The organism is Allocoprococcus similis, from assembly GCF_054660775.1.
Map to the genome: position 1 here is coordinate 1 of NZ_BAAHSG010000038.1, position 19571 is coordinate 19571.

The 19571-nt window shown below is 42.3% G+C and carries 16 protein-coding genes and 1 riboswitch; of the genes, 14 read left to right on the plus strand and 2 right to left on the minus strand.

Annotated elements, in window-relative coordinates; translation table 11 throughout:
- Positions 1-236: 236 nt before the first annotated feature.
- Together ACYQ5K_RS13620 and ACYQ5K_RS13625 are read right to left on the minus strand one after the other, a co-directional pair.
- A complete protein-coding gene (locus ACYQ5K_RS13620; RefSeq protein WP_173688007.1) occupies positions 237-644 on the minus strand; it encodes a hypothetical protein in 408 nt (135 codons plus the stop codon).
- The gene (locus ACYQ5K_RS13625; protein ID WP_173688008.1) at positions 637-1290 is read right to left on the minus strand and encodes a GntR family transcriptional regulator; all 654 of its coding nucleotides are present in this window, start codon (positions 1288-1290) and stop codon (positions 637-639) included. Before ACYQ5K_RS13625 ends, ACYQ5K_RS13620 begins: the two co-directional genes overlap by 8 nt.
- Positions 1291-1590: 300 nt before the next feature.
- Between ACYQ5K_RS13625 and proC the strand changes: the two genes are divergently transcribed.
- The 14 genes from proC to cdd all read left to right on the plus strand — a co-directional run bounded on the left by proC (position 1591) and on the right by cdd (position 19567).
- Positions 1591-2385 carry a pyrroline-5-carboxylate reductase gene (gene proC, locus ACYQ5K_RS13630; RefSeq protein WP_173688009.1) on the plus strand — a complete coding sequence of 265 codons (795 nt, stop codon included), beginning with the start codon at positions 1591-1593 and terminating at the stop codon, positions 2383-2385.
- Positions 2386-2630: 245 nt separating this feature from the next.
- Positions 2631-3221, plus strand: a complete 591-nt coding sequence (locus ACYQ5K_RS13635) for a TetR/AcrR family transcriptional regulator (RefSeq protein WP_173688010.1) — start codon at positions 2631-2633, stop codon at positions 3219-3221.
- Positions 3222-3349: 128 nt separating this feature from the next.
- Positions 3350-4279, plus strand: a complete 930-nt coding sequence (locus tag ACYQ5K_RS13640; RefSeq protein WP_173688011.1) for a DMT family transporter — start codon at positions 3350-3352, stop codon at positions 4277-4279.
- A 15-nt stretch (positions 4280-4294) separates the two neighbouring features.
- Positions 4295-5161, plus strand: a complete 867-nt coding sequence (locus ACYQ5K_RS13645; RefSeq protein ID WP_173688012.1) for a DMT family transporter — start codon at positions 4295-4297, stop codon at positions 5159-5161.
- A gap of 54 nt (positions 5162-5215) precedes the next feature.
- Positions 5216-5842 (plus strand): hypothetical protein, encoded by a 627-nt coding sequence (locus ACYQ5K_RS13650; RefSeq protein ID WP_195231169.1) that lies wholly within the window; start codon positions 5216-5218, stop codon positions 5840-5842.
- Positions 5843-5923: 81 nt separating this feature from the next.
- Positions 5924-6442, plus strand: coding sequence for a peptidylprolyl isomerase (locus ACYQ5K_RS13655; protein WP_173688014.1), 519 nt, complete (start codon positions 5924-5926; stop codon positions 6440-6442).
- Positions 6443-6480: 38 nt separating this feature from the next.
- Positions 6481-6591, plus strand: a riboswitch (TPP riboswitch).
- A gap of 212 nt (positions 6592-6803) precedes the next feature.
- Complete coding sequence (thiD, locus tag ACYQ5K_RS13660) at positions 6804-7616, plus strand: bifunctional hydroxymethylpyrimidine kinase/phosphomethylpyrimidine kinase (RefSeq protein ID WP_173688015.1); 813 nt, start codon at positions 6804-6806, stop codon at positions 7614-7616.
- 4 nt (positions 7617-7620) lie between these two features.
- On the plus strand, positions 7621-8793 hold the full coding sequence (cytX, locus tag ACYQ5K_RS13665; RefSeq protein WP_459777791.1) for a putative hydroxymethylpyrimidine transporter CytX: 1173 nt from the start codon (positions 7621-7623) through the stop codon (positions 8791-8793).
- A gap of 1527 nt (positions 8794-10320) precedes the next feature.
- Positions 10321-11025, plus strand: a complete 705-nt coding sequence (locus ACYQ5K_RS13670; RefSeq protein ID WP_022220838.1) for an ABC transporter ATP-binding protein — start codon at positions 10321-10323, stop codon at positions 11023-11025.
- Between the two features lie 16 nt (positions 11026-11041).
- Positions 11042-14680 (plus strand): ABC transporter permease, encoded by a 3639-nt coding sequence (locus tag ACYQ5K_RS13675; RefSeq protein ID WP_459777792.1) that lies wholly within the window; start codon positions 11042-11044, stop codon positions 14678-14680.
- 230 nt (positions 14681-14910) lie between these two features.
- Positions 14911-16974: a molecular chaperone HtpG gene (htpG, locus tag ACYQ5K_RS13680; protein WP_195231173.1), complete on the plus strand. Its 2064-nt coding sequence runs from the start codon at positions 14911-14913 to the stop codon at positions 16972-16974.
- A 175-nt stretch (positions 16975-17149) separates the two neighbouring features.
- Positions 17150-17923: a uridine phosphorylase gene (udp, locus tag ACYQ5K_RS13685; protein ID WP_195231177.1), complete on the plus strand. Its 774-nt coding sequence runs from the start codon at positions 17150-17152 to the stop codon at positions 17921-17923.
- Complete coding sequence (locus tag ACYQ5K_RS13690; protein WP_195231179.1) at positions 17924-19120, plus strand: phosphopentomutase; 1197 nt, start codon at positions 17924-17926, stop codon at positions 19118-19120.
- Between the two features lie 24 nt (positions 19121-19144).
- Positions 19145-19567, plus strand: a complete 423-nt coding sequence (gene cdd, locus ACYQ5K_RS13695) for a cytidine deaminase (protein WP_459777793.1) — start codon at positions 19145-19147, stop codon at positions 19565-19567.
- Positions 19568-19571: the final 4 nt, after the last annotated feature.

A 19571-nucleotide genomic window follows, 5' to 3' on the forward strand; every position in this document is an offset into this window, starting at 1 on the left:
GTAGGACAGGGTAAAGAAATGGATGGAGTAAAGATTTAAGTTTGTATGTGGTTTTGAAGGTACATGAGATAATTCGAGAGAAGTTGTAGACCAGATGGTTTGCAGCTTTTTTTGTGCAATAATCCAGGGATAACAGAAAAGAGCCGTGAGCCAACTGATAACTTTTGCGGAAGAATAGTATAAAAAAAGATTTGTAAATCGTAAAAGTAGAAATACAAATCTTTTTTAGGGATATTTTACCAGCCGCATCTGCCACAATTTGTACAGGGAATGCAGCTCTTCTTTTTTAGAAGAGGGTACCAAGGATGAATCTGAATATCCGGTAATTTATGAAGATCCAAGGTTAGAGAATGATAATGATCTTTCAAAATAATCTGATCATCATGACAATGGATAATCGTCAGTGGATAGATGGTTTTCTCTTCTGGAATCATGCAATTCTGATGAAGAACAGGAGTGTATTTATCTGCTCTAATCTGAATTAATTGATCTATTGTGATAATTTTATAGATATCGTCAGAATCTGAAACAATAGCAGGAGAGCTGTAAAGTGTATAACCAGCAGGAATCTCATAAGAATTTATTGTGAATTCTCCGATAGGAGTTACTATTTTTTTCATACGATTATTTGTTGAATCATCCATTTTTCTGTTCTTCTTTCATGGCGCTGTCTTTTCCCTGCATAAAATGATCTTTTTTCAGGATTGCAAAAGCCCGCTCATAATCATTTTTACGCATATATTTAACCATTTTTTTCAAATTCTCATTCGTTGGAACGATCCGCATGCCGTTTTTCAGCGAATACATACCCACTCTTACCAGCTCTGATAAATTGGATTCGTAGAATTTGGTGATCCGGTCATTATTGAAAATGCTGACAATTTCCAGATGCATCTGCGTATCAGCAAGCTCCCACTCATAAACATCGGAAGCAACCGCACACATATGTACCACTTTTTCTTCAATTCGATAGGAATATTCTTCTGCTTTTCCACTTTCAAAGATCAGTTTAAATGCACTGCCCTCTAAGAGTTCGCGGAGCTGATAAAGTTCATTGATATCTTTATCGGTGATTTCTTTTACAGTCATGGATTTATAATAATCGGTAACGATCAGACCTTCAGACTGCAGCATTTTGAGTGCAGTGCGTACCGGATTACGGCTCATACCAAGTTCTTCTGTCAGAAGTGCTTCTGTAAGAGGCATTCCTGGTGGATAAGTCAGATTCATAATATTATTTTTGATAATTTCATAAGCCTGATCGGCAAGTGATTTCCTTTTTTCAGCCATGTGAAATCCCCCTCTGTCTGGTGAATATATTAAGTATAACACATTAAAACGGGGTTTGTAAAAAACAAAATTGGGTATATGTAAAGTCGCGTTTAATATAAGAGTACAGACTGGTGATTGTATACAATGGTGCACGTATTTTCGACGGAAAACGGCATTTTCTATTGTGAAAATGTTGACTTTAAACAGGGGAAGTGATACATTGAATGCAGAAAGAAATTTGTATACAAATTTAAAGATTGTATACAAATTAAAAATGAAAATGTATAAGGTTTTAAGTTCATCAGGAGGAGAAAGACTATGAAATTAGGATTTATCGGAACAGGTAATATGGCAGGAGCAATTATGGGAGGCGTTATTAAAAGTAACGTATTCAAACCGGAAGAAATCATCGGAGCAGATCTTTTTGCACCAGGCCGCGAAAAAGTAAAAGAACTTTATGGAATCAATGTTACCGATAGCAATAAAGAAGTAATTGAAAAGTCAGAAGTTGTTATTTTTTCTGTAAAACCACAGTTTTATGCAGATGTCATTCAGGAAGTAAAAGATCTGGTAAGACCGGAACAACTTATTATCACGATCGCACCAGGAAAGACACTTGCATGGCTTGCCGAACAGTTTGGAAAAGATGTTAAGATTGTTCGTACAATGCCGAACACTCCGGCTATGGTTGGAGAAGGTATGACAGCTGCCACGCCGAATGAGTATGTAACAAAAGAAGAACTTGATTATGCATGCAAGATCCTTTCTGCATTTGGCAAAGTAGAAGTTGTGACAGAGCATATGATGGATGCAGTTGTTGCAGTAAGCGGAAGTTCACCGGCATATGTATTTATGTTTATCGAAGCAATGGCAGATGCCGCTGTTGCAGAGGGAATGCCGAGAGCACAGGCATACAAATTTGCAGCACAGGCAGTTCTTGGAAGTGCGAAGATGGTTCTTGAAACAGGAAAGCATCCGGGAGAACTCAAAGACATGGTATGCTCACCGGCAGGAACAACGATTGAAGCCGTAGGTGTATTGGAAGAACACGGATTCAGAAGTGCGATCATTGATGCAATGAAGGCCTGTGTTGATGTTGCAAAAGGAATGTAGATACGATATACTTGTTTACGGGGAAAAACATGTCCACGTAAACCTGAGAAGGACCGGGGCGTATGACGCAGCCGGTCCTTCTTTTATTCATAGGAAAATTCGAAGGAACTTCCTGTGAAATAAAAGACACTGCGTGTCGGGGATGCGCATTCGTGCGAAGAGGAAGAATGCCGCAAGCGACGACCGCAGATGTCGAATAGCTGTAAGCGGTCTATGAGGAACATGATACCACAGGAGGTAGATAGATGGCAGCAAAACAGAATGTAAAGCGGCGGATCGTAGATGCCGCATGGGAATTGTTCTATGAAAAAGGATATGATGATACGACAGTAGATGATATCATCCGTCTTTCTGAGACATCAAAAGGATCGTTCTATTATTATTTCAGCAGTAAAGATTCTCTGCTTGATACATTATCAACTATTCTGGATGAGAATTATGCAAAGCTTGAAGAGGAACTGGATCCGGAAATGAACAGTTTTGATAAACTGATGTATCTCAATTACCGTTCGCATTCATTTATGGAGCAGAAAATTGATGTCGCATTGTTATCATCTTTGTATTCGACACAGCTGATCGCAAAGGGAGACCGTAATCTTCTGGATCAGAACCGTACTTATTATAAACTGATCAGCCGGATTATTGAAGAAGGACATGTGCGCAACCAGATCAGCAGAGAGAAGAGTATTCAGGAAATTACAAAATATTATTCACTTTGTGAGCGGGCATTGGTATCGGACTGGTGTCTGAACAGGGGAAACTATTCTCTTGGAGAATATAGTAAAGAGTATATGCCAGTTTTGATGGAACATTTCCGGGTAAACGAGGCAGAATAGATTAAAAATAGAAGTTTCCGGCATGTAGACAACTTTGGGCTGGATAGTCATTGCAATAGGTAAGAGCCAGATGCAGGGAAACGTGTCAGAGTCTAATTTTGAAGAGTTGATTTGAGAGGAAATTACAAATGGGGAAAACAGAACTTACGGAGAAGTTTGACCGCCGTGAGAACTTAAGAGGAACTGCACTTACCATTATGGGTGGAATATTTTGGGGACTGGCAGGAGTGTTTGGAAAATATTCTTTTGTATACAGAGGAATGACAGCACAGTGGCTGGTAAATGTAAGACTTATTATTGTAGGAATTATCCTGCTTACGGCTGTATACAGAAAGCAGGGAAAGGATACCTGGAGAGTATGGAAAAATAAAAGACATGCGATTCGGATGATCCTTTATGGCGTGATCGGAATTGCTGCATGCCAGATGACATACTATATGGCGGTGGACGATTCCAATGCCGGTATTGCGACGGTACTTCAGTATACAGCGCCGGTTATGATCATGATATATCTTGCCATCCGTAATCGGAAAATGCCGAACTGTACCGAGCTTACTGCATTATTTCTGGCGTTTGCAGGAACCGTGCTTCTTGCTACTCACGGGAATCTGACAGAACTCAGTATTTCAAAAATAACGCTGGTTCTGGGACTTCTTTCAGCAGTGGCAACCGTCTTCTACAATCTGCTTCCGGGAGAGCTGATGAACGAGTATGGAACCTTTGAGATTGTTGGCTGGGCGATGCTAGTGAGTGGAATTTTATTACTTCCGGTTGTCAGACCGTGGACGATACAGGGAATTATCTGGGACTGGCAGACCGTGCTGTGTGTGGGAGTCGTGATTATCATTGGAACCGTGCTGTCTTTTGGATGCTACATGGAAGGTGTCCGGCTGATCGGAGGAACAAAAGCAAGTCTTTTTGCATCGATAGAACCGCTGACCGCAACGGTTATTTCAATCCTGTTCATGGGAGGTGCATTTTCATGGATGGATCTGTTTGGCTTTGTGGGGATCATCGGAGCAGTTACAATCCTGTCATTACCGAAAAAGAAGGCATAAAGAAAGGATTTTTATATGAAAGAGAGTCAGGGGAAAGGGTTAATTTCAGTACATATTGCTGTTGCATTGTTTGGCTTTGTAGGGCTTTTTGCAAAGCTGGTAGATCTGCCGGCGGTGATCATTGTACTTGGAAGAGTGTTTTTTTCATCCATTTTCCTCTGGCTTTTTCTGCGTTTTAAGAAGCAGAAAATTCGCCTGGAGGAGAAAAGTGATTATTTTTGGATGATCGGAGCCGGAATGGTTCTTGCGGTACACTGGAGCAGTTATATGCAGTCGATTCAGAGTTCGACTGTTGCTGTCGGGACGCTTACGGTATCTACATTTCCAGTATTTGTAATTTTTCTGGAGCCATATCTGTTTCATGAAAAACTGAAAAAATCAGATGTATTTTGTACACTGATGATGCTGGTCGGAGTTTTCTTTATCGTACCGGCATTTCAGATGGACAATCAGATCACACAGGGAGTTCTGTGGGGACTTTTGAGCGCGTTTACTTATGCAGTGCTTTCACTGATGAACCGGCGTTTTTCCTGTAAATACCCGGCGACATTGGTGTCCCTTTATGAACAGGGAACAGCGACGATCGTTCTGATTCCGACACTTTTTGTGTTAAAGCCGGTGATCACACTGGCAGATGCGGGTGTTCTGATGATGCTGGGAATTATTTTCACTGCGGTTGCACATTCTTTATTTATCGGTGGGCTTCGGACGGTCAAGGTAAGGACAGCGGGGATTCTGTCCGGACTGGAGCCGGTATACGGAACTCTGAGTGCATTTCTCTTTTTGAAAGAAGTTCCAAGCTTCCGGGAGTGCCTTGGTGGTGTGATCATTCTGGTTGCAGTTTTCTTATCGACACTGAAGCCGGAAGAGAAAGAAAAATAGCCGAAGATTCACTGGCAGGAAGGTTTGGCAGAAGGACAGAAAGGAAGGACTGGCATGAAAAAGGAACTGGAATATTTTACAATAGACGGTGAATTTGGCGGAAATCAGGACTGGTTTACCAATGTGGTCATGCATGTGGGTGGCTGCGCTGCGGCAACTGCATGCGACAGCTGTATCTATTTTGCAAGAAAATTTGGGATGAAAAGCCTGTATCCGTTTGATACATGGAAGTTGAATAAAGAGGAATATAAAAAATACAGCCAGATCATGAAGCCTTATCTGAGACCGCGGATCAATGGAGTTAACAAATTATATCTGTATACGGACGGATTCCGCAAATATCTGAAGGATAAGCAGAAAGATGGTGGAGTTTGTGTTTCTGCGGAAATGAAAGAATTTTCCGGGGAGCATACGGTGACGGAGGCAAAGCAGTTTGTCAGACAGCAGATCGGAAAGGAGATACCGATCCCGTATCTGATGCTCCGGCACAAGAATAAAGAGAAGTTTGAGGATTTTATCTGGCACTGGTTTCTGGTGATCGGTTATGAAGAAAAAGAGGACGGATTCTGGATCCGGGTTGCGACCTATGGGGAAGAAACCTGGCTGAACCTGGAAGAACTTTGGAATACCGGAGAAAAAGAAAAGGGCGGTATGATCGGATATCGTCTGGAAAATGTATAAAGACTTTCTAAAAACTATTTACGGACGGGAAAAGTTCCGTTACAATAGGTAGAGAAATCAATGAAAAGGAGATTGTATAAAATGGCAAATCCAATAGTAACATTTGAAATGGCAAATGGCGATGTGATCAAAGCGGAATTATATCCGGAAATCGCACCGAATACAGTGAATAACTTTGTATCTCTTGTAAATAAGGGATTCTATGATGGACTGATCTTCCACCGTGTCATCAGTGGATTCATGATCCAGGGTGGATGCCCGGATGGAACCGGAATGGGTGGCCCTGGATACAGTATCAAAGGAGAATTTAAGCAGAACGGTTTTGCAAATGATCTGAAGCATGAACCGGGCGTTCTTTCGATGGCGCGTGCAATGCATCCGGATTCAGCAGGATCACAGTTTTTCATCATGCATAAGACTTCACCACATCTTGACGGTGCATATGCAGCTTTTGGTAAAGTTACAGAAGGTATGGATGTTGTAAATAAAATTGCTGAGACGGCAACAGACTACAGTGACAGACCGCTGGAAGAACAGAAGATGAAAAAAGTGACTGTTGAGACTTTTGGAGAGGCTTATCCAGAACCAGAGAGAGTCTAACAGGAGTTACAAAGCAGACAACATTTGGAGAGACAGAATAATAAAGACGGGGGAGTCGGTGAAAGACAGGCTGAGAGGAAGCAAAAGAGCTTCGACCCTTTTTACCTGATACGGATCATGCCGTCGTAGGAAGTCATATTGATTTTTTAAGAGACACTTGTGCATGGCAGGTGTTTCTTTTTTTTCATAGGAAATTATGAAGGAACTTCCTGTGAAAAAAAGGCACTACGTGCCGGAGATGCGTACTTGCACGAAGATGAAGCATGTCGCAGGCAACTGTGCTCGGCGTGAGAATGTGCCAAGGCACATTCTTTTTATACAAAATATTCAGAATTATGGAAAAAGAGAGGAAGAGAGTCAAATGAGAACAGCACTTACAATTGCAGGAAGCGATTCAAGCGGAGGAGCAGGTATCCAGGCAGATATCAAAACAATGATCAGTAACGGAGTCTATGCTATGAGCGCAATTACGGCTCTTACTGCACAGAATACAACCGGAGTTACAGGAATTATGGAGGCAACGCCGGAATTCCTGGGAGAACAGCTGGATAATATTTTCACGGATATTTACCCGGATGCAGTGAAGATTGGAATGGTATCTTCAAGTGGTCTGATCACAAAGATCGCAGACAAATTAAAAGAATATGATGCGAAAAATATTGTAGTTGATCCGGTTATGGTAGCAACAAGTGGAGCAAGACTGATCAGCGAGGAAGCGATTGATGCGCTGAAGAGCCGCCTGCTTCCGATGGCAACCGTTCTGACTCCGAATATCCCGGAAGCAGAAGTGCTTGCAGGTATGAAAATCCAGTCGCAGGCGGATATGATAAAAGCAGCAGAAGAGATCGGCACCCAATATCACTGTGCAGTTCTTTGTAAGGGAGGGCATCAGCTGAATGATGCCAATGATCTGCTGTGGAGAGACGGTGGATATAAGTGGTTCTACGGAGAGCGGATCGACAATCCGAATACGCACGGAACAGGATGTACTTTATCCAGTGCGATCGCATCAAATCTTGCAAAAGGATATGATCTGGATGAGTCAGTAGAACGTGCGAAGAAATACATTTCCGGAGCACTTGCAGCAATGCTGGATCTTGGTAAAGGCAGTGGTCCGATGAATCATGGATTTGCAATTAAAAATGAATATACAGAAAGCAAAGTGGAGGAATAGAAGTATGAATGAAAAGGGAACCTCTATCTTTGAAAATGGACTGATCTGGTTTGGGGCAGGCGTGTCCCTTGCAGAGATCCTGACCGGTACTTATTTTGCGCCTCTTGGATTCGGAAAAGGAGTTCTGGCGATTATTATTGGTCATATCATAGGATGCACGATGCTTTTCCTTGCCGGAGTAATTGGTGGAAAGACCAGACGAAGTGCAATGGAAACAGTAAAAATGAGTTTTGGCGAGAAAGGAGGAGTCTTCTTCTCCTTCCTGAATGTGCTGCAGCTGGTTGGCTGGACAGCGATTATGATTTATGATGGGGCACTTGCAGCAAATGGTGTTCTTCATACCGGCAGATGGGTATGGTGTCTGGTGATCGGTGCACTGATCATCTTATGGATTGTGATCGGAATCACAAATCTTGGCAAGATCAACACGGTTGCAATGGCTGCTTTATTTATCCTGACACTGGTACTCAGCAAAGTGATCTTTGGTGATGGATCGGTAGCAGGCGCAGGTGGAGATGCCATGACGTTTGGTGCAGCGGTAGAGCTTTCCGTTGCCATGCCACTTTCCTGGCTGCCACTGATCAGTGACTATACAAGAGAAGCAAAAGAACCGGTAAAAGCAACCGCAGTCAGTGCCGTTGTTTATGGAGTTGTCAGCTGTTGGATGTATGTGATCGGTATGAACGCCGCGATTTACACAGGAGAGTCTGATATTGCAAATATCATGGTGAAGGCCGGACTTGGAATAGCAGGACTTCTGATCATTGTATTTTCTACCGTTACGACGACTTTTCTGGATGCTTACTCAGCAGGAATTTCATCAGAGTCAGTATTTTCAAAAATCAATGGGAAATATGCAGCAATTGTTGTCACTGTGATCGGAATGATCGGAGCGATCGTTTATCCGATGGACAACATTACCGATTTCCTGTACCTGATCGGTTCTGTATTCGCGCCGATGATCGCAATCCAGATTGCGGATTTCTATATTCTGAAGAGAAAGGACAGCCTGGGAGTATCTCTGGATGTCATGAATGGTGTGATCTGGGTGATCGGTTTTATACTTTATCGTATTCTGATGAATGTGGATATTCCGCTTGGAAATACACTCCCGGATATGGTCATTACCATCGTGATCTGTATTCTTGCAAGAAAATGTATAAAGACAGAAAAATAGCTTTGAAAGAAAATGGAAATGCCGTGTTGACATTTCCATTTTCTTTTGACAGAATATGTAGCGATCTACAGAATAGAGGTGGAAAAATGAATGATGATGCCTGGGAATGTGGTAAAATTTTATAAGAAAGAAGTTTTGGAGAATTTAGTTAGAAGATTGCGAGAGTGCAAAGCACGTAGCAATCTGGTATCAAAGGGGTCAAAATACCTTTTGCCAACAACATCTATATATGGGAAAAAGAGTTGGGCAGAATGAAAAAAGAGCTTACGACATATGATCGGGGGAAATGTCGTAAACTCTTTTTTCTGTAATTTCATTAAAGGAGAAATGAAAATAAAAAGTATCAAAATACTGAAAACGTCTTATTTGGTTTTGATTCCTAATCAAGTGGGGCAATTGTGACTGACTAAGATGCCGCCCCACCGAGGAATTCTTATCTAGTTGTTATCTTCAAGCTGATATTATAATACCAAGAGGCTGGGAATTTGTATATTCGCAAAAAAAACAAAAGAAAAAAGCTTTGAAAAATATAATTGTGCAAAATAACAGGGGAAAAATCAATTTATACAAAAGGTTATCTGGAATTGGGAAATTGATAATAAAATTTGCATAAATGTAAAAAAATGAGTGCGAATGATTTCTGTTTAAGAACAAATGTGTTTTTGAGAAGGAATTATGAATGATTATTGTAAATGTCAATATAAAAAATTTTCGAACATGAGGAGACCGGTATGAAAATCCTGAAAAAGAAAAAGAGCTTACGACATATGATCGGGGGAAATGTCGTAAACTCTTTTTCCAATAATTTCATTAAAGGAGAAATGAAAATAAAAAGTATCAAAATACTGAAAACGTCTTATTTTGTTCGGTTAAGTGTTATCCTTAACTTGTTATTATAATAGCATTTGCCGGCAGTTTTGTATATTCGCAAAAAAAACTAAAAGAACTGGAAAGTTAAAATAAAATTGTGCAAAATAACGAGGTGCAAAACAAGATTGACAAAAGAATGTAAAAAAAGGAAATTTTAACGGTAAAAATATATAATGTCTAATAATTAACAAGAGGTTACAGAAAGTTACAAGGAAAACTGTAATTTTTGAAAGTTTACTCCGGAAGCAAGGGGAAAAATAGAGGAGGATACTGTTTGTGAATGCCGGAAAGATTCAGATAATGGAAAAAGAGCTTGCGACATATGATCGGGGGAAATGTCGTAAGCTCTTTTTCTGTAATTTCATTAAAGGAGAAATGAAAATAAAAAGTATCAAAATACTGAAAACGTCTTATTTAGTTTCGTTAAGTGCTATCCTTAACTTGATATTATAATACCATGTGCATGCTCTTCTGTAAATTCGCAGAAAAGACAAATGTTACAAAAATGATGCTGCAAAATTGTGCAATATAGCCAAAGACATTACGGGAAATGGAAAATGTGAAAGTTTTATAATCTTACGACTTCTTATTTGATTTGCTTTTCCAATATGTTAAAATTAAAAAAAGCAGAAAATTTTACAGATAAGGGGAAAGATGATGAAAGAATTTGTTGAAATGCGGGATGTCCGTAAGATTTACCGTATGGGTGAAGTTGAGATTGCCGCAGCAGATGGAATTGATTTTCAGATAAAAAAGGGTGAATTTGCAGTTGTAGTAGGTCCAAGTGGTGCGGGAAAAACGACAGTGCTCAACATTCTGGGGGGAATGGATACGGCAACAAGTGGAGAGGTCTGGATCGATGGAAAGAATATTGTAAAGTATTCGCCGAGGCAGCTTACTTCCTATAGAAGGGATGATATTGGATTTGTATTCCAGTTTTACAACTTGATTCCGAACCTGACGGCGCTTGAAAATGTAGAGTTGGCACTGCAGATCTGTAAGGATCCGCTGGATGCGGAGATGGTTCTTAGGGAAGTGGGACTGGCAGACCGTATGAAGAATTTCCCGGCACAGCTTTCCGGTGGGGAGCAGCAGAGGGTATCGATTGCGCGTGCACTGGCAAAGAACCCGAAGCTTCTTTTGTGTGATGAGCCGACAGGGGCGCTGGATTACAATACCGGTAAGGCAATATTGAAGCTTTTACAGGATATGTGCCGTGAACGAGGGATGACAGTGATTCTGATCACACACAACTCAGCGATCACGCCGATGGCAGATCGTGTAATTAAGATGAAGAATGGAAAAGTCGGAAGCATGAAGCTGAATGAAAGACCGGTTCCGGTAGAGACGATTGAATGGTAGGTGGACGTAAAGACCGATGAAGAAAAATATTTTACGCAAAGACTTTATAATAGAAATTAAAAAGACGATGGGACGGTTTATATCGATCTTTTTTATCGTGGCATTGGGTGTCGCATTTTATTCGGGAATCCGTGCATCAGAGCCAAGTATGCGGATCACTGCAGATCAGTATTTTGATGATTCGGAGCTGATGGATCTGAAGGTAATGGGAACCATGGGACTTACCAAAGCGGATATCAAAGCGATTGGAAAGGTATCGGGAATTGAAGCTGTAGAAGGCGGATACAGCAAAGACGTGCTTTGCCCGGTTGGAGACAATGAAAAGGTTGTCCATATGCTGAGCATGCAGAAGAATTTTGATCAGGTTTCGGTTGTGGAAGGCAGGTTGCCGGAAAAAGCCGGAGAATGTCTGGTGGATGAAGATTTTCTGAGCTATACAGACCTGAAGGTTGGCGACACGGTAACTTTCCATTCTGGAGATGGAGAGGCATTGACGGATTCACTGGTTACAGATGCATACAAGATTGTCGGGATCGGGAACAGTCCGCTGTATATTTCATTTGGAAGAGGAAGTAGTACGATCGGAACCGGAGAGATCAGTGGATTTGTTGTAGTGGATAAATCCTCTTTTGACATGGATGTTTATACAGAAGCTTATGTGAAAGTGAGCGGTGCAGAAGAGAAAACTGCATTTACTGATGAATACAATAATCTGTCGGATGCAGCAAAGGAAGCCGTGAGTGCAATTGAAGAGGAACGCTGTGCAGTCCGCAAACAGGAGATCGTAGATGAGGCAAATGAAAAGCTTGCTGATTCAGAGAAGACTGTGAATGAAAAATCACAGGAACTGGAGGATGCGAAAAAAGAGCTGGAGAGTGGGAAAAGCAAGGCAGCCGAGGAACTGGAAAAAGCAAAGCAGCAGCTTACGGATGGAGAAGCAGAGCTTGCGGATGCAAAGCAGCAGATCGCAGACGGCGAGACGCAGCTTGCAGATGCAAAAGCGCAGCTGAATGAGAAGCAGGCACAGCTTGATTCGGCGGAGGCACAGTATGAGTCCGGGAAAGCACAGCTGGATCAGAAAGAACAGGAGCTTGCGGCAGCGGAGCAGACTTATCTGAGCAATTATGAAAAATATATGCCGTTCATTACGGCTGGAAAAGCGCAGATTGCAGCAGGCAGGACGCAGATCGCGGATGGAAAGAAGCAGCTGGACGAAGGTCTGACACCGCTCACACAGCTGAAAGACGGACTGGCTGGGATTGAAGATGGAATCAGCCAGTGTGATTCGGGGATTGCGGAATTGCAGAAGCAGATAAATGATGGAGATGCATTATATCAGAAGTATACAGAAATCCCGGAGTCAGAAAGAACGGAAGGAGAGCAGGCGTATCTCGAAAGCTGGAGTGGAGTCAAACCGGGACTGGAAACACAGCTTGCCGATATGCAGAATCAGAAGACAAAGCTTGAAAATACAAAGAGCGATATGCTGAACCGGGCAGGCTTTGCCACAGAAGCAGATCTGGAGGCCCAGATCGCCAGCCTGACTGCGCAGCGAGATGAACTGGATAAAAAAGAGGCTGCACTTATTGGACAGGAGCAGACGCTTGCCGCACAGGAAGAAGAGCTGTTAAGTGCAGGCAGACAGATTACAGATGGCAAGAGTCAGATTGCAGCAGCCAGATCCCAGCTTGACAGTACAAAATCACAGATCACGGACGGAAAAGCCCAGATTCAGTCAGCATGGGCACTTCTGAATGAAAAAGAGACTGCTTTAAATGCAAGCAAAGCACAACTTGCATCCGGTGAACAGGAGCTTGCAGATGGCCGGAGTGAATATGAGCAGGCAGCAAAAGAAGCGGAAGAGCAGATCGCGGACGGACAGGCGAAGATCACAGACGGAGAAAAGCAGCTTGCGGATGCAAAGCAGAAAATTGCAGACGCAAAGGCTGAGATCAAAAAGATCGAGAATCCGAAATGGTACGTGCAGACGAGAGAAGATGCGCTGACAGAATATCAGGGATACGGGGATAATGCAGACCGCATGCGTTCCATTGGAAAAGTGTTCCCGGTACTCTTTTTCCTGGTGGCAGCATTGATCAGTCTGACAACGATGACACGAATGGTAGAGGAACAGCGTGTACAGATCGGAACGATGAAGGCTCTCGGTTATGGAAAAGCTGCGATCGCAGGAAAATACATCGGATATGCGCTGATAGCAACGCTGGGAGGAAGTGTTTTTGGGGTACTGATCGGGGAGAAGATTCTGCCGCTTGTCATTATTTATGGCTATATGATTTTGTATAAGCATTTGCCGGCAATCCTGCTTCCGTATCACATGAGCTATGCAATCCAGGCTTCGGTGATCGCAGTTGCCTGTATACTGATCGCTACGATCGCATCCTGCTACAAAGAGCTGGCAGCAGAACCGGCAGAACTGATGCGTCCGGCAGCACCGAAGCAGGGCAAGAGGATTCTGCTTGAACGGATCGGAATTATCTGGAAGCATCTGAATTTTACATGGAAATCAACCGTGCGGAATCTGATCCGGTATAAAAAGCGATTCTTTATGACTATTTTCGGAATCGGCGGCTGTATGGCGTTGATGGTAGTCGGATTCGGACTGAAAGACTGTATCTATGAGATTGTCAGCTTACAGTATGAGAAGGTGCAGTTCTATGATGCGGCAACCTATATGAGTGATGACATTTCTGAGGAAAACAGACAGCAGATCCAGGAGTATCTGGATCAGAATGCAGATGTAAAAGAGACGATCGAAGTACATATGCAGAAGACAGATGTAAAGTCTGCATCTGGTAAAAAGACACTTTATCTGATGGTTCCGTCGGATGATGAAAAGATTGAGGACTTTTTAAGCTTCCACAGCAGAACGAATAAGAATGAAGTTTATTCACTGAAAAAAGATGAGGTGATCCTTACCGAGAAAATGGCATCTCTTCTGAATGTGAAGGTGGGAGATCAGCTTACAATCGAAGATGAAGACCGTGGGGACCAGACGGTTACCATTGGAGCAATCTGCGAAAACTATATGAGCCATTATCTGTATCTGTCACCGGAAAAATACGAGGAATTGTATGGAAAACCGGTCGAATACAATACGATCATTTACAGTGTGAAAGATGGAAAAGATGATCAGATCGAGAAGACAGGAACAAAGCTTCTGGCGATGGACGGAGTGTTGAATGTAAGCTACACCAGCAGTATTGAGGGCAGACTGGATGATATGCTCCGCAGTCTGAACCTGGTTATTGTGGTACTGATCGTATCGGCCGGAATGCTTGCCTTTGTGGTACTGTACAATCTGAATAATATCAATATTACGGAGCGCCAGAGAGAACTTGCCACACTGAAGGTTCTGGGCTTTTATGACGGAGAAGTTGCCTCTTATGTGTACAGGGAAAATATTCTGTTGACGATCATCGGATCAGTTGTAGGTATGGTGCTTGGCAATTTCCTGCACCGTTATACTATCCTGACGGTTGAAGTGGAAGAGGCGATGTTCGGACGTCAGATACACTGGCAGAGTTATCTGTACAGCTTCTTGTTTACTGCAGCATTTTCTTTATTTGTAAACTGGGTAATGTTCTACAAGCTGAAGAAGATTGATATGGTGGAATCTTTGAAGAGCGTGGAGTAAAAGCTTTTGACAGTGTATGTCAAAGATTTCTTATAGACGGTACACAAAGGATTGGAAAATATATTTCACAGAAATTTTATATTCTTCACAGAATTATTAGCACTCTTATTGAAAGAGTGCTAATTTTCTATTGACATTTAGAAATCAGGGTATTAAGATATTTCATGGACAGAAAAATACGGTGTTTGAAACCGCAAAAAGATAGAATATGAAATTTAGGAGTGATAAAAATGGCAGCAAAAAAAGGTAGTCTTTCAATCAGCAGCGAAAATATTTTCCCGATTATCAAGAAATGGGTATATTCCGATCATGATATTTTCGCAAGAGAGCTTGTTTCCAATGGATGCGACGCGATCACAAAATTAAAGAAGCTGGATATGATGGGAGAATATACACTTCCGGATGGTTATAAAGGAAAGATCCAGGTTATTGTAAACCCGGAAGAGAAGACTTTGAAATTCATCGATAATGGTCTTGGTATGACTGCTGATGAAGTAGAAGAATATATCACACAGATCGCATTTTCAGGAGCAACCGAATTTCTGAATAAATACAAAGATAAGACAACAGAGGACGATATGATCGGACACTTTGGTCTTGGATTCTACTCTGCATTCATGGTAGCTGATGAAGTTCATATTGATACCCTTTCTTATAAAGAGGGTGCCAAACCGGTACACTGGGTAAGTGAAGGCGGTACAGAGTATGAGATGGAAGAAGGGGATAAAGAGGAAGTTGGTTCTGAAATCACCTTATTCCTGAACGAAGACTGTGTAGAATTTTCAAATGAATACAGAATCCGTGAAGTCCTTGAGAAATACTGCTCATTCATGCCGGTAGAGATTTTTGTGTCAAAAGAAAATGCAGAACCGGAATATGAGACAATTCCGGAAGAGGAAGTCCTAGATACCGATACCGTTGTTGAGCATATCCACGAAGATGCCAAGATGGAAGAAAAGGAAAATGAGAACGGTGAAAAAGAAATGGTTGAAGTTTCACCGGCTTCCGATAAAGCAAAGATCGTGAAACGCCCGGTATCCATCAGCGATCCGGCACCGCTGTGGACCAAACATCCAAATGAATGCAGCAAAGAAGACTATATTGATTTCTACCGGAAAGTATTTATGGATTACAAAGAACCTCTGTTCTGGATCCATCTGAACATGGATTATCCATTCAACTTAAAGGGTATCCTGTACTTCCCGAAGATCAATACCGAATATGATTCTATCGAAGGAACCATCAAACTGTACAACAACCAGGTATTTATCGCAGACAATATCAAAGAAGTCATTCCGGAATTCCTGATGGTATTAAAGGGAGTTATTGACTGCCCGGATCTGCCGCTTAACGTATCACGAAGCGCATTGCAGAATGATGGATTCGTACAGAAGATTTCTGAATATATTTCCAAGAAAGTTGCTGACAAGCTTTCCGGAATGTGCAAGACAGATAAAGAAAACTATGAGAAATACTGGGATGACATCAGCCCGTTTATCAAATTCGGCTGCCTGAAAGATGAAAAATTCTGCGAGAAGATGAGCGATTATGTTCTGTTCAAGAACCTGGATCATAAGTATATGACACTCAAAGAATGCATCGAAAAAAATGGCGGAAAAGCAGAGCCGGAGGAAAAGACCGAGGGTGAAAATGCAGAGCAGTCAGCAGAAAAGAAAGAAGCAGAGAAGACAACGATCTACTATGTAACAGATGAACAGCAGCAGAGCCAGTACATCAATATGTTCAAAAAAGAGGGACTGGATGCAGTGATCCTGTCACATAATATTGATTCTCCATTTATTACTCAGATGGAGCAGAAGAACGAACATATTAAGTTCCAGAGAATCGATGCAGATCTGACCGATCACTTCAAAGAGGATGTATCTGAAGAAGAAAAAGAAGCATTCAAAGAAAAGACAGACAGTCTGGTCGAAACCTTCCGCAAAGCACTTGGCAATGACAAGCTGGAAGTAAAAGTGGAAAAGATGAAAGATGAAAATGTAGCATCTATGATCACACTTTCCGAAGAATCCCGCCGTATGCAGGAGATGATGAAGATGTACGGAATGTCAGGCATGGATCCGTCTATGTTCGGAACCAATGCAACTCTGATCCTGAATGCAAATCATCCGCTGGTAGAATATGTTGTAGAGCATAAAGATGGTGAAAATACAGAGATGTTCTGCCATCAGTTATATGACCTGGCAATGCTGGCACACAAGCCACTCAGCCCGGAAGAGATGACAGAATTTGTAAAACGCAGTAATGAAATTATGATGAAACTGGCAAAGTAATTTTGCTGTAGATACCAGGAAAAGTCTGAACCATTCAGATTCCCGTTTCCGCTTATGCGAAAAGGTCTGAATGGTCAGGCTTTTTTTGCTGTATTTGGAAACACTTTCCACAAAGTGTTGGTGAACTTCCCGGTTTTTTATAGTATAATATAACAAAAGAGAGGCGGTGGATACGATGAAGAATTATTCAGAGGATATAAGCAGACAATATCATATTCAGGTGGCCAACGGGGAAGTCGGTCGTTATGTCATTCTCCCGGGAGATCCAAAGCGCTGCAAAAAAATTGCACAGTATTTTGACAATCCGGTGATGATTGCAGATAACCGGGAATTTATCACTTATACAGGAACTTTAGATGGCGTAAAGGTAAGTGTCACATCTACCGGAATCGGCGGACCATCGGCGGCGATCGCAATGGAAGAACTGGCAAGATGTGGAGCAGATACGTTTATCCGGATCGGAACCTGCGGTGGAATCCAGCCGGAAGTAAAAAGCGGAGATATCGTGATTGGAACCGGGGCAGTCCGTATGGAAGGCACAAGCAAAGAATATGCGCCGATTGAGTATCCGGCTGTGGCAGATCTTACAGTTACCAATGCCCTGGTGCATGCCGCAAAAGAGAAGAACTGTGAATTTCATACCGGAGTTGTCCAGTCAAAGGATGCATTTTACGGGCAGCATGAGCCGGAGCTGATGCCGGCAGGTTATGAACTGATCAATAAATGGGAAGCCTGGAAGAAACTGGGATGTCTGGCATCAGAGATGGAGACGGCGGCACTTTACATTGTGGCAGCAAAGCTTCATGTACGCGTGGGTGCGTGTTTCCTTGTAATGGCAAACCAGGAAAGAGAAAAACTGGGACTTGAAAATCCGGTAGTGCATGATACAGACATGGCAGTACAGGTGGCAGTGGAAGCCATCAGAAAGTTAATCAAAGAGGATCGGTAAATGAAAGAAACAATATATAAACGAATCTTTGTGATCGTTCTGGATTCGCTCGGAATTGGTGCAATGCCTGATTCTGAGAAATTCGGTGACAGGGATGTAGATACATTTGGTCATATTTTAGACAGAATGGGAACACTGGAGATTCCAAATCTTCAGAAGCTTGGTATGCTGAATCTGCATACCGGGGGAAAGATGTACGGAATCGAGAATCCGGTTGGAAAAATTACCAGACTGAAAGAGGCGAGTAACGGAAAAGATACGATGACCGGACACTGGGAAATGATGGGGATTTATACAGAAAAACCATTTAAAACCTTTACCGAACATGGATTTCCACCGGAACTGATCGCAGAACTGGAAAAACGTTGCGGGAAAAAAGTGATTGGAAACCGTAGTGAGAGCGGAACAAAGATCATTGAAGAACTTGGGGAAGAAGAAATCGAAACAGGTGCAATGATCGTCTATACCTCTGCGGATTCTGTATTGCAGATATGTGGAAATGAAGAGACATTTGATCTGGCAAATCTGTACCGGTGTTGTGAGATCGCAAGAGAGATCACGATGAAGGATGAGTGGCGCGTGGGACGAGTCATTGCAAGACCGTATGTAGGAAAGAAAAAGGGTGAATTTAAAAGAACCAGCAACCGCAGAGATTATGCACTTGAGCCGACCGGAAAGACTGCACTTGACGCACTGAAAGATGCGGGAAAGGATGTGATCGCAGTCGGAAAGATCCATGATATCTTTTGCGGGGAAGGAATCACAGAATCGTATCATTCCAACAGCTCCGTGCATGGAATGGAGCAGACCATTGAGATTTGCAAAAAAGATTTTGACGGACTGTGCTTTGTAAATCTGGTTGATTTTGATGCACAGTGGGGACACCGGCGCGATCCGGTTGGCTATGGACATGAGATTGAGAGATTTGATAAAAATCTTGGAATTTTGCTGGATGATCTGCGGGAGGATGATCTTCTTATTATTACCGCCGATCATGGAAACGATCCGACCTACACAGGAACCGATCATACACGGGAATATGTACCGTTTTTGGCGTATTCCAAAAAGATGGATGAGGGTGGCGTGATCACGGAGGGAAATACCTTTGCAGTGATCGGGGCAACGGTCACAGATAATTTTGGTATAAAAATGCCGGAAGGAACGATCGGGCATTCGATTCTGAAGGAACTTATTTAGTAAGAAAAAGCAGGAAAAAAGAGAATGAAAAAAGAACAAATAATAAAAATGATAGAGATTGCGCTTTCGCAGCTTGCATATTCTTATACCCCTTATTCTGACTTTAAAGTAGGAGCTGCGCTGCTTGCAAAGAATGGGCGGATATATACGGGATGCAATATTGAAAATGCGGCTTATACACCGACAAACTGTGCGGAGCGTACTGCATTTTTCAAGGCAGTCAGCGAAGGAGTAAAAGAATTTGATGCAATCTGTATTGTAGGAGGAAAAGACGGTGTTGTGACAGAGTATGCACCGCCGTGCGGAGTATGCAGGCAGGTCATGATGGAATTCTGCGAACCGGAGACATTTCAGATCATTCTTGCAGTAGATGCAGAGCATTATGATATCTATACCTTGAAAGAAATGCTGCCAAAAGGTTTCGGGCCATCCAATCTTACAGAATGAGAAA

Coding starts and splice junctions, on each gene's coding strand:
- ACYQ5K_RS13620 (WP_173688007.1), bottom strand. CDS start 644: ATGGATGATTCAACAAATAATCGTATGAAAAAAATAGTAACTCCTATC.
- ACYQ5K_RS13625 (WP_173688008.1), bottom strand. CDS start 1,290: ATGGCTGAAAAAAGGAAATCACTTGCCGATCAGGCTTATGAAATTATC.
- proC (WP_173688009.1), top strand. CDS start 1,591: ATGAAATTAGGATTTATCGGAACAGGTAATATGGCAGGAGCAATTATG.
- ACYQ5K_RS13635 (WP_173688010.1), top strand. CDS start 2,631: ATGGCAGCAAAACAGAATGTAAAGCGGCGGATCGTAGATGCCGCATGG.
- ACYQ5K_RS13640 (WP_173688011.1), top strand. CDS start 3,350: ATGGGGAAAACAGAACTTACGGAGAAGTTTGACCGCCGTGAGAACTTA.
- ACYQ5K_RS13645 (WP_173688012.1), top strand. CDS start 4,295: ATGAAAGAGAGTCAGGGGAAAGGGTTAATTTCAGTACATATTGCTGTT.
- ACYQ5K_RS13650 (WP_195231169.1), top strand. CDS start 5,216: ATGAAAAAGGAACTGGAATATTTTACAATAGACGGTGAATTTGGCGGA.
- ACYQ5K_RS13655 (WP_173688014.1), top strand. CDS start 5,924: ATGGCAAATCCAATAGTAACATTTGAAATGGCAAATGGCGATGTGATC.
- thiD (WP_173688015.1), top strand. CDS start 6,804: ATGAGAACAGCACTTACAATTGCAGGAAGCGATTCAAGCGGAGGAGCA.
- cytX (WP_459777791.1), top strand. CDS start 7,621: ATGAATGAAAAGGGAACCTCTATCTTTGAAAATGGACTGATCTGGTTT.
- ACYQ5K_RS13670 (WP_022220838.1), top strand. CDS start 10,321: ATGAAAGAATTTGTTGAAATGCGGGATGTCCGTAAGATTTACCGTATG.
- ACYQ5K_RS13675 (WP_459777792.1), top strand. CDS start 11,042: ATGAAGAAAAATATTTTACGCAAAGACTTTATAATAGAAATTAAAAAG.
- htpG (WP_195231173.1), top strand. CDS start 14,911: ATGGCAGCAAAAAAAGGTAGTCTTTCAATCAGCAGCGAAAATATTTTC.
- udp (WP_195231177.1), top strand. CDS start 17,150: ATGAAGAATTATTCAGAGGATATAAGCAGACAATATCATATTCAGGTG.
- ACYQ5K_RS13690 (WP_195231179.1), top strand. CDS start 17,924: ATGAAAGAAACAATATATAAACGAATCTTTGTGATCGTTCTGGATTCG.
- cdd (WP_459777793.1), top strand. CDS start 19,145: ATGAAAAAAGAACAAATAATAAAAATGATAGAGATTGCGCTTTCGCAG.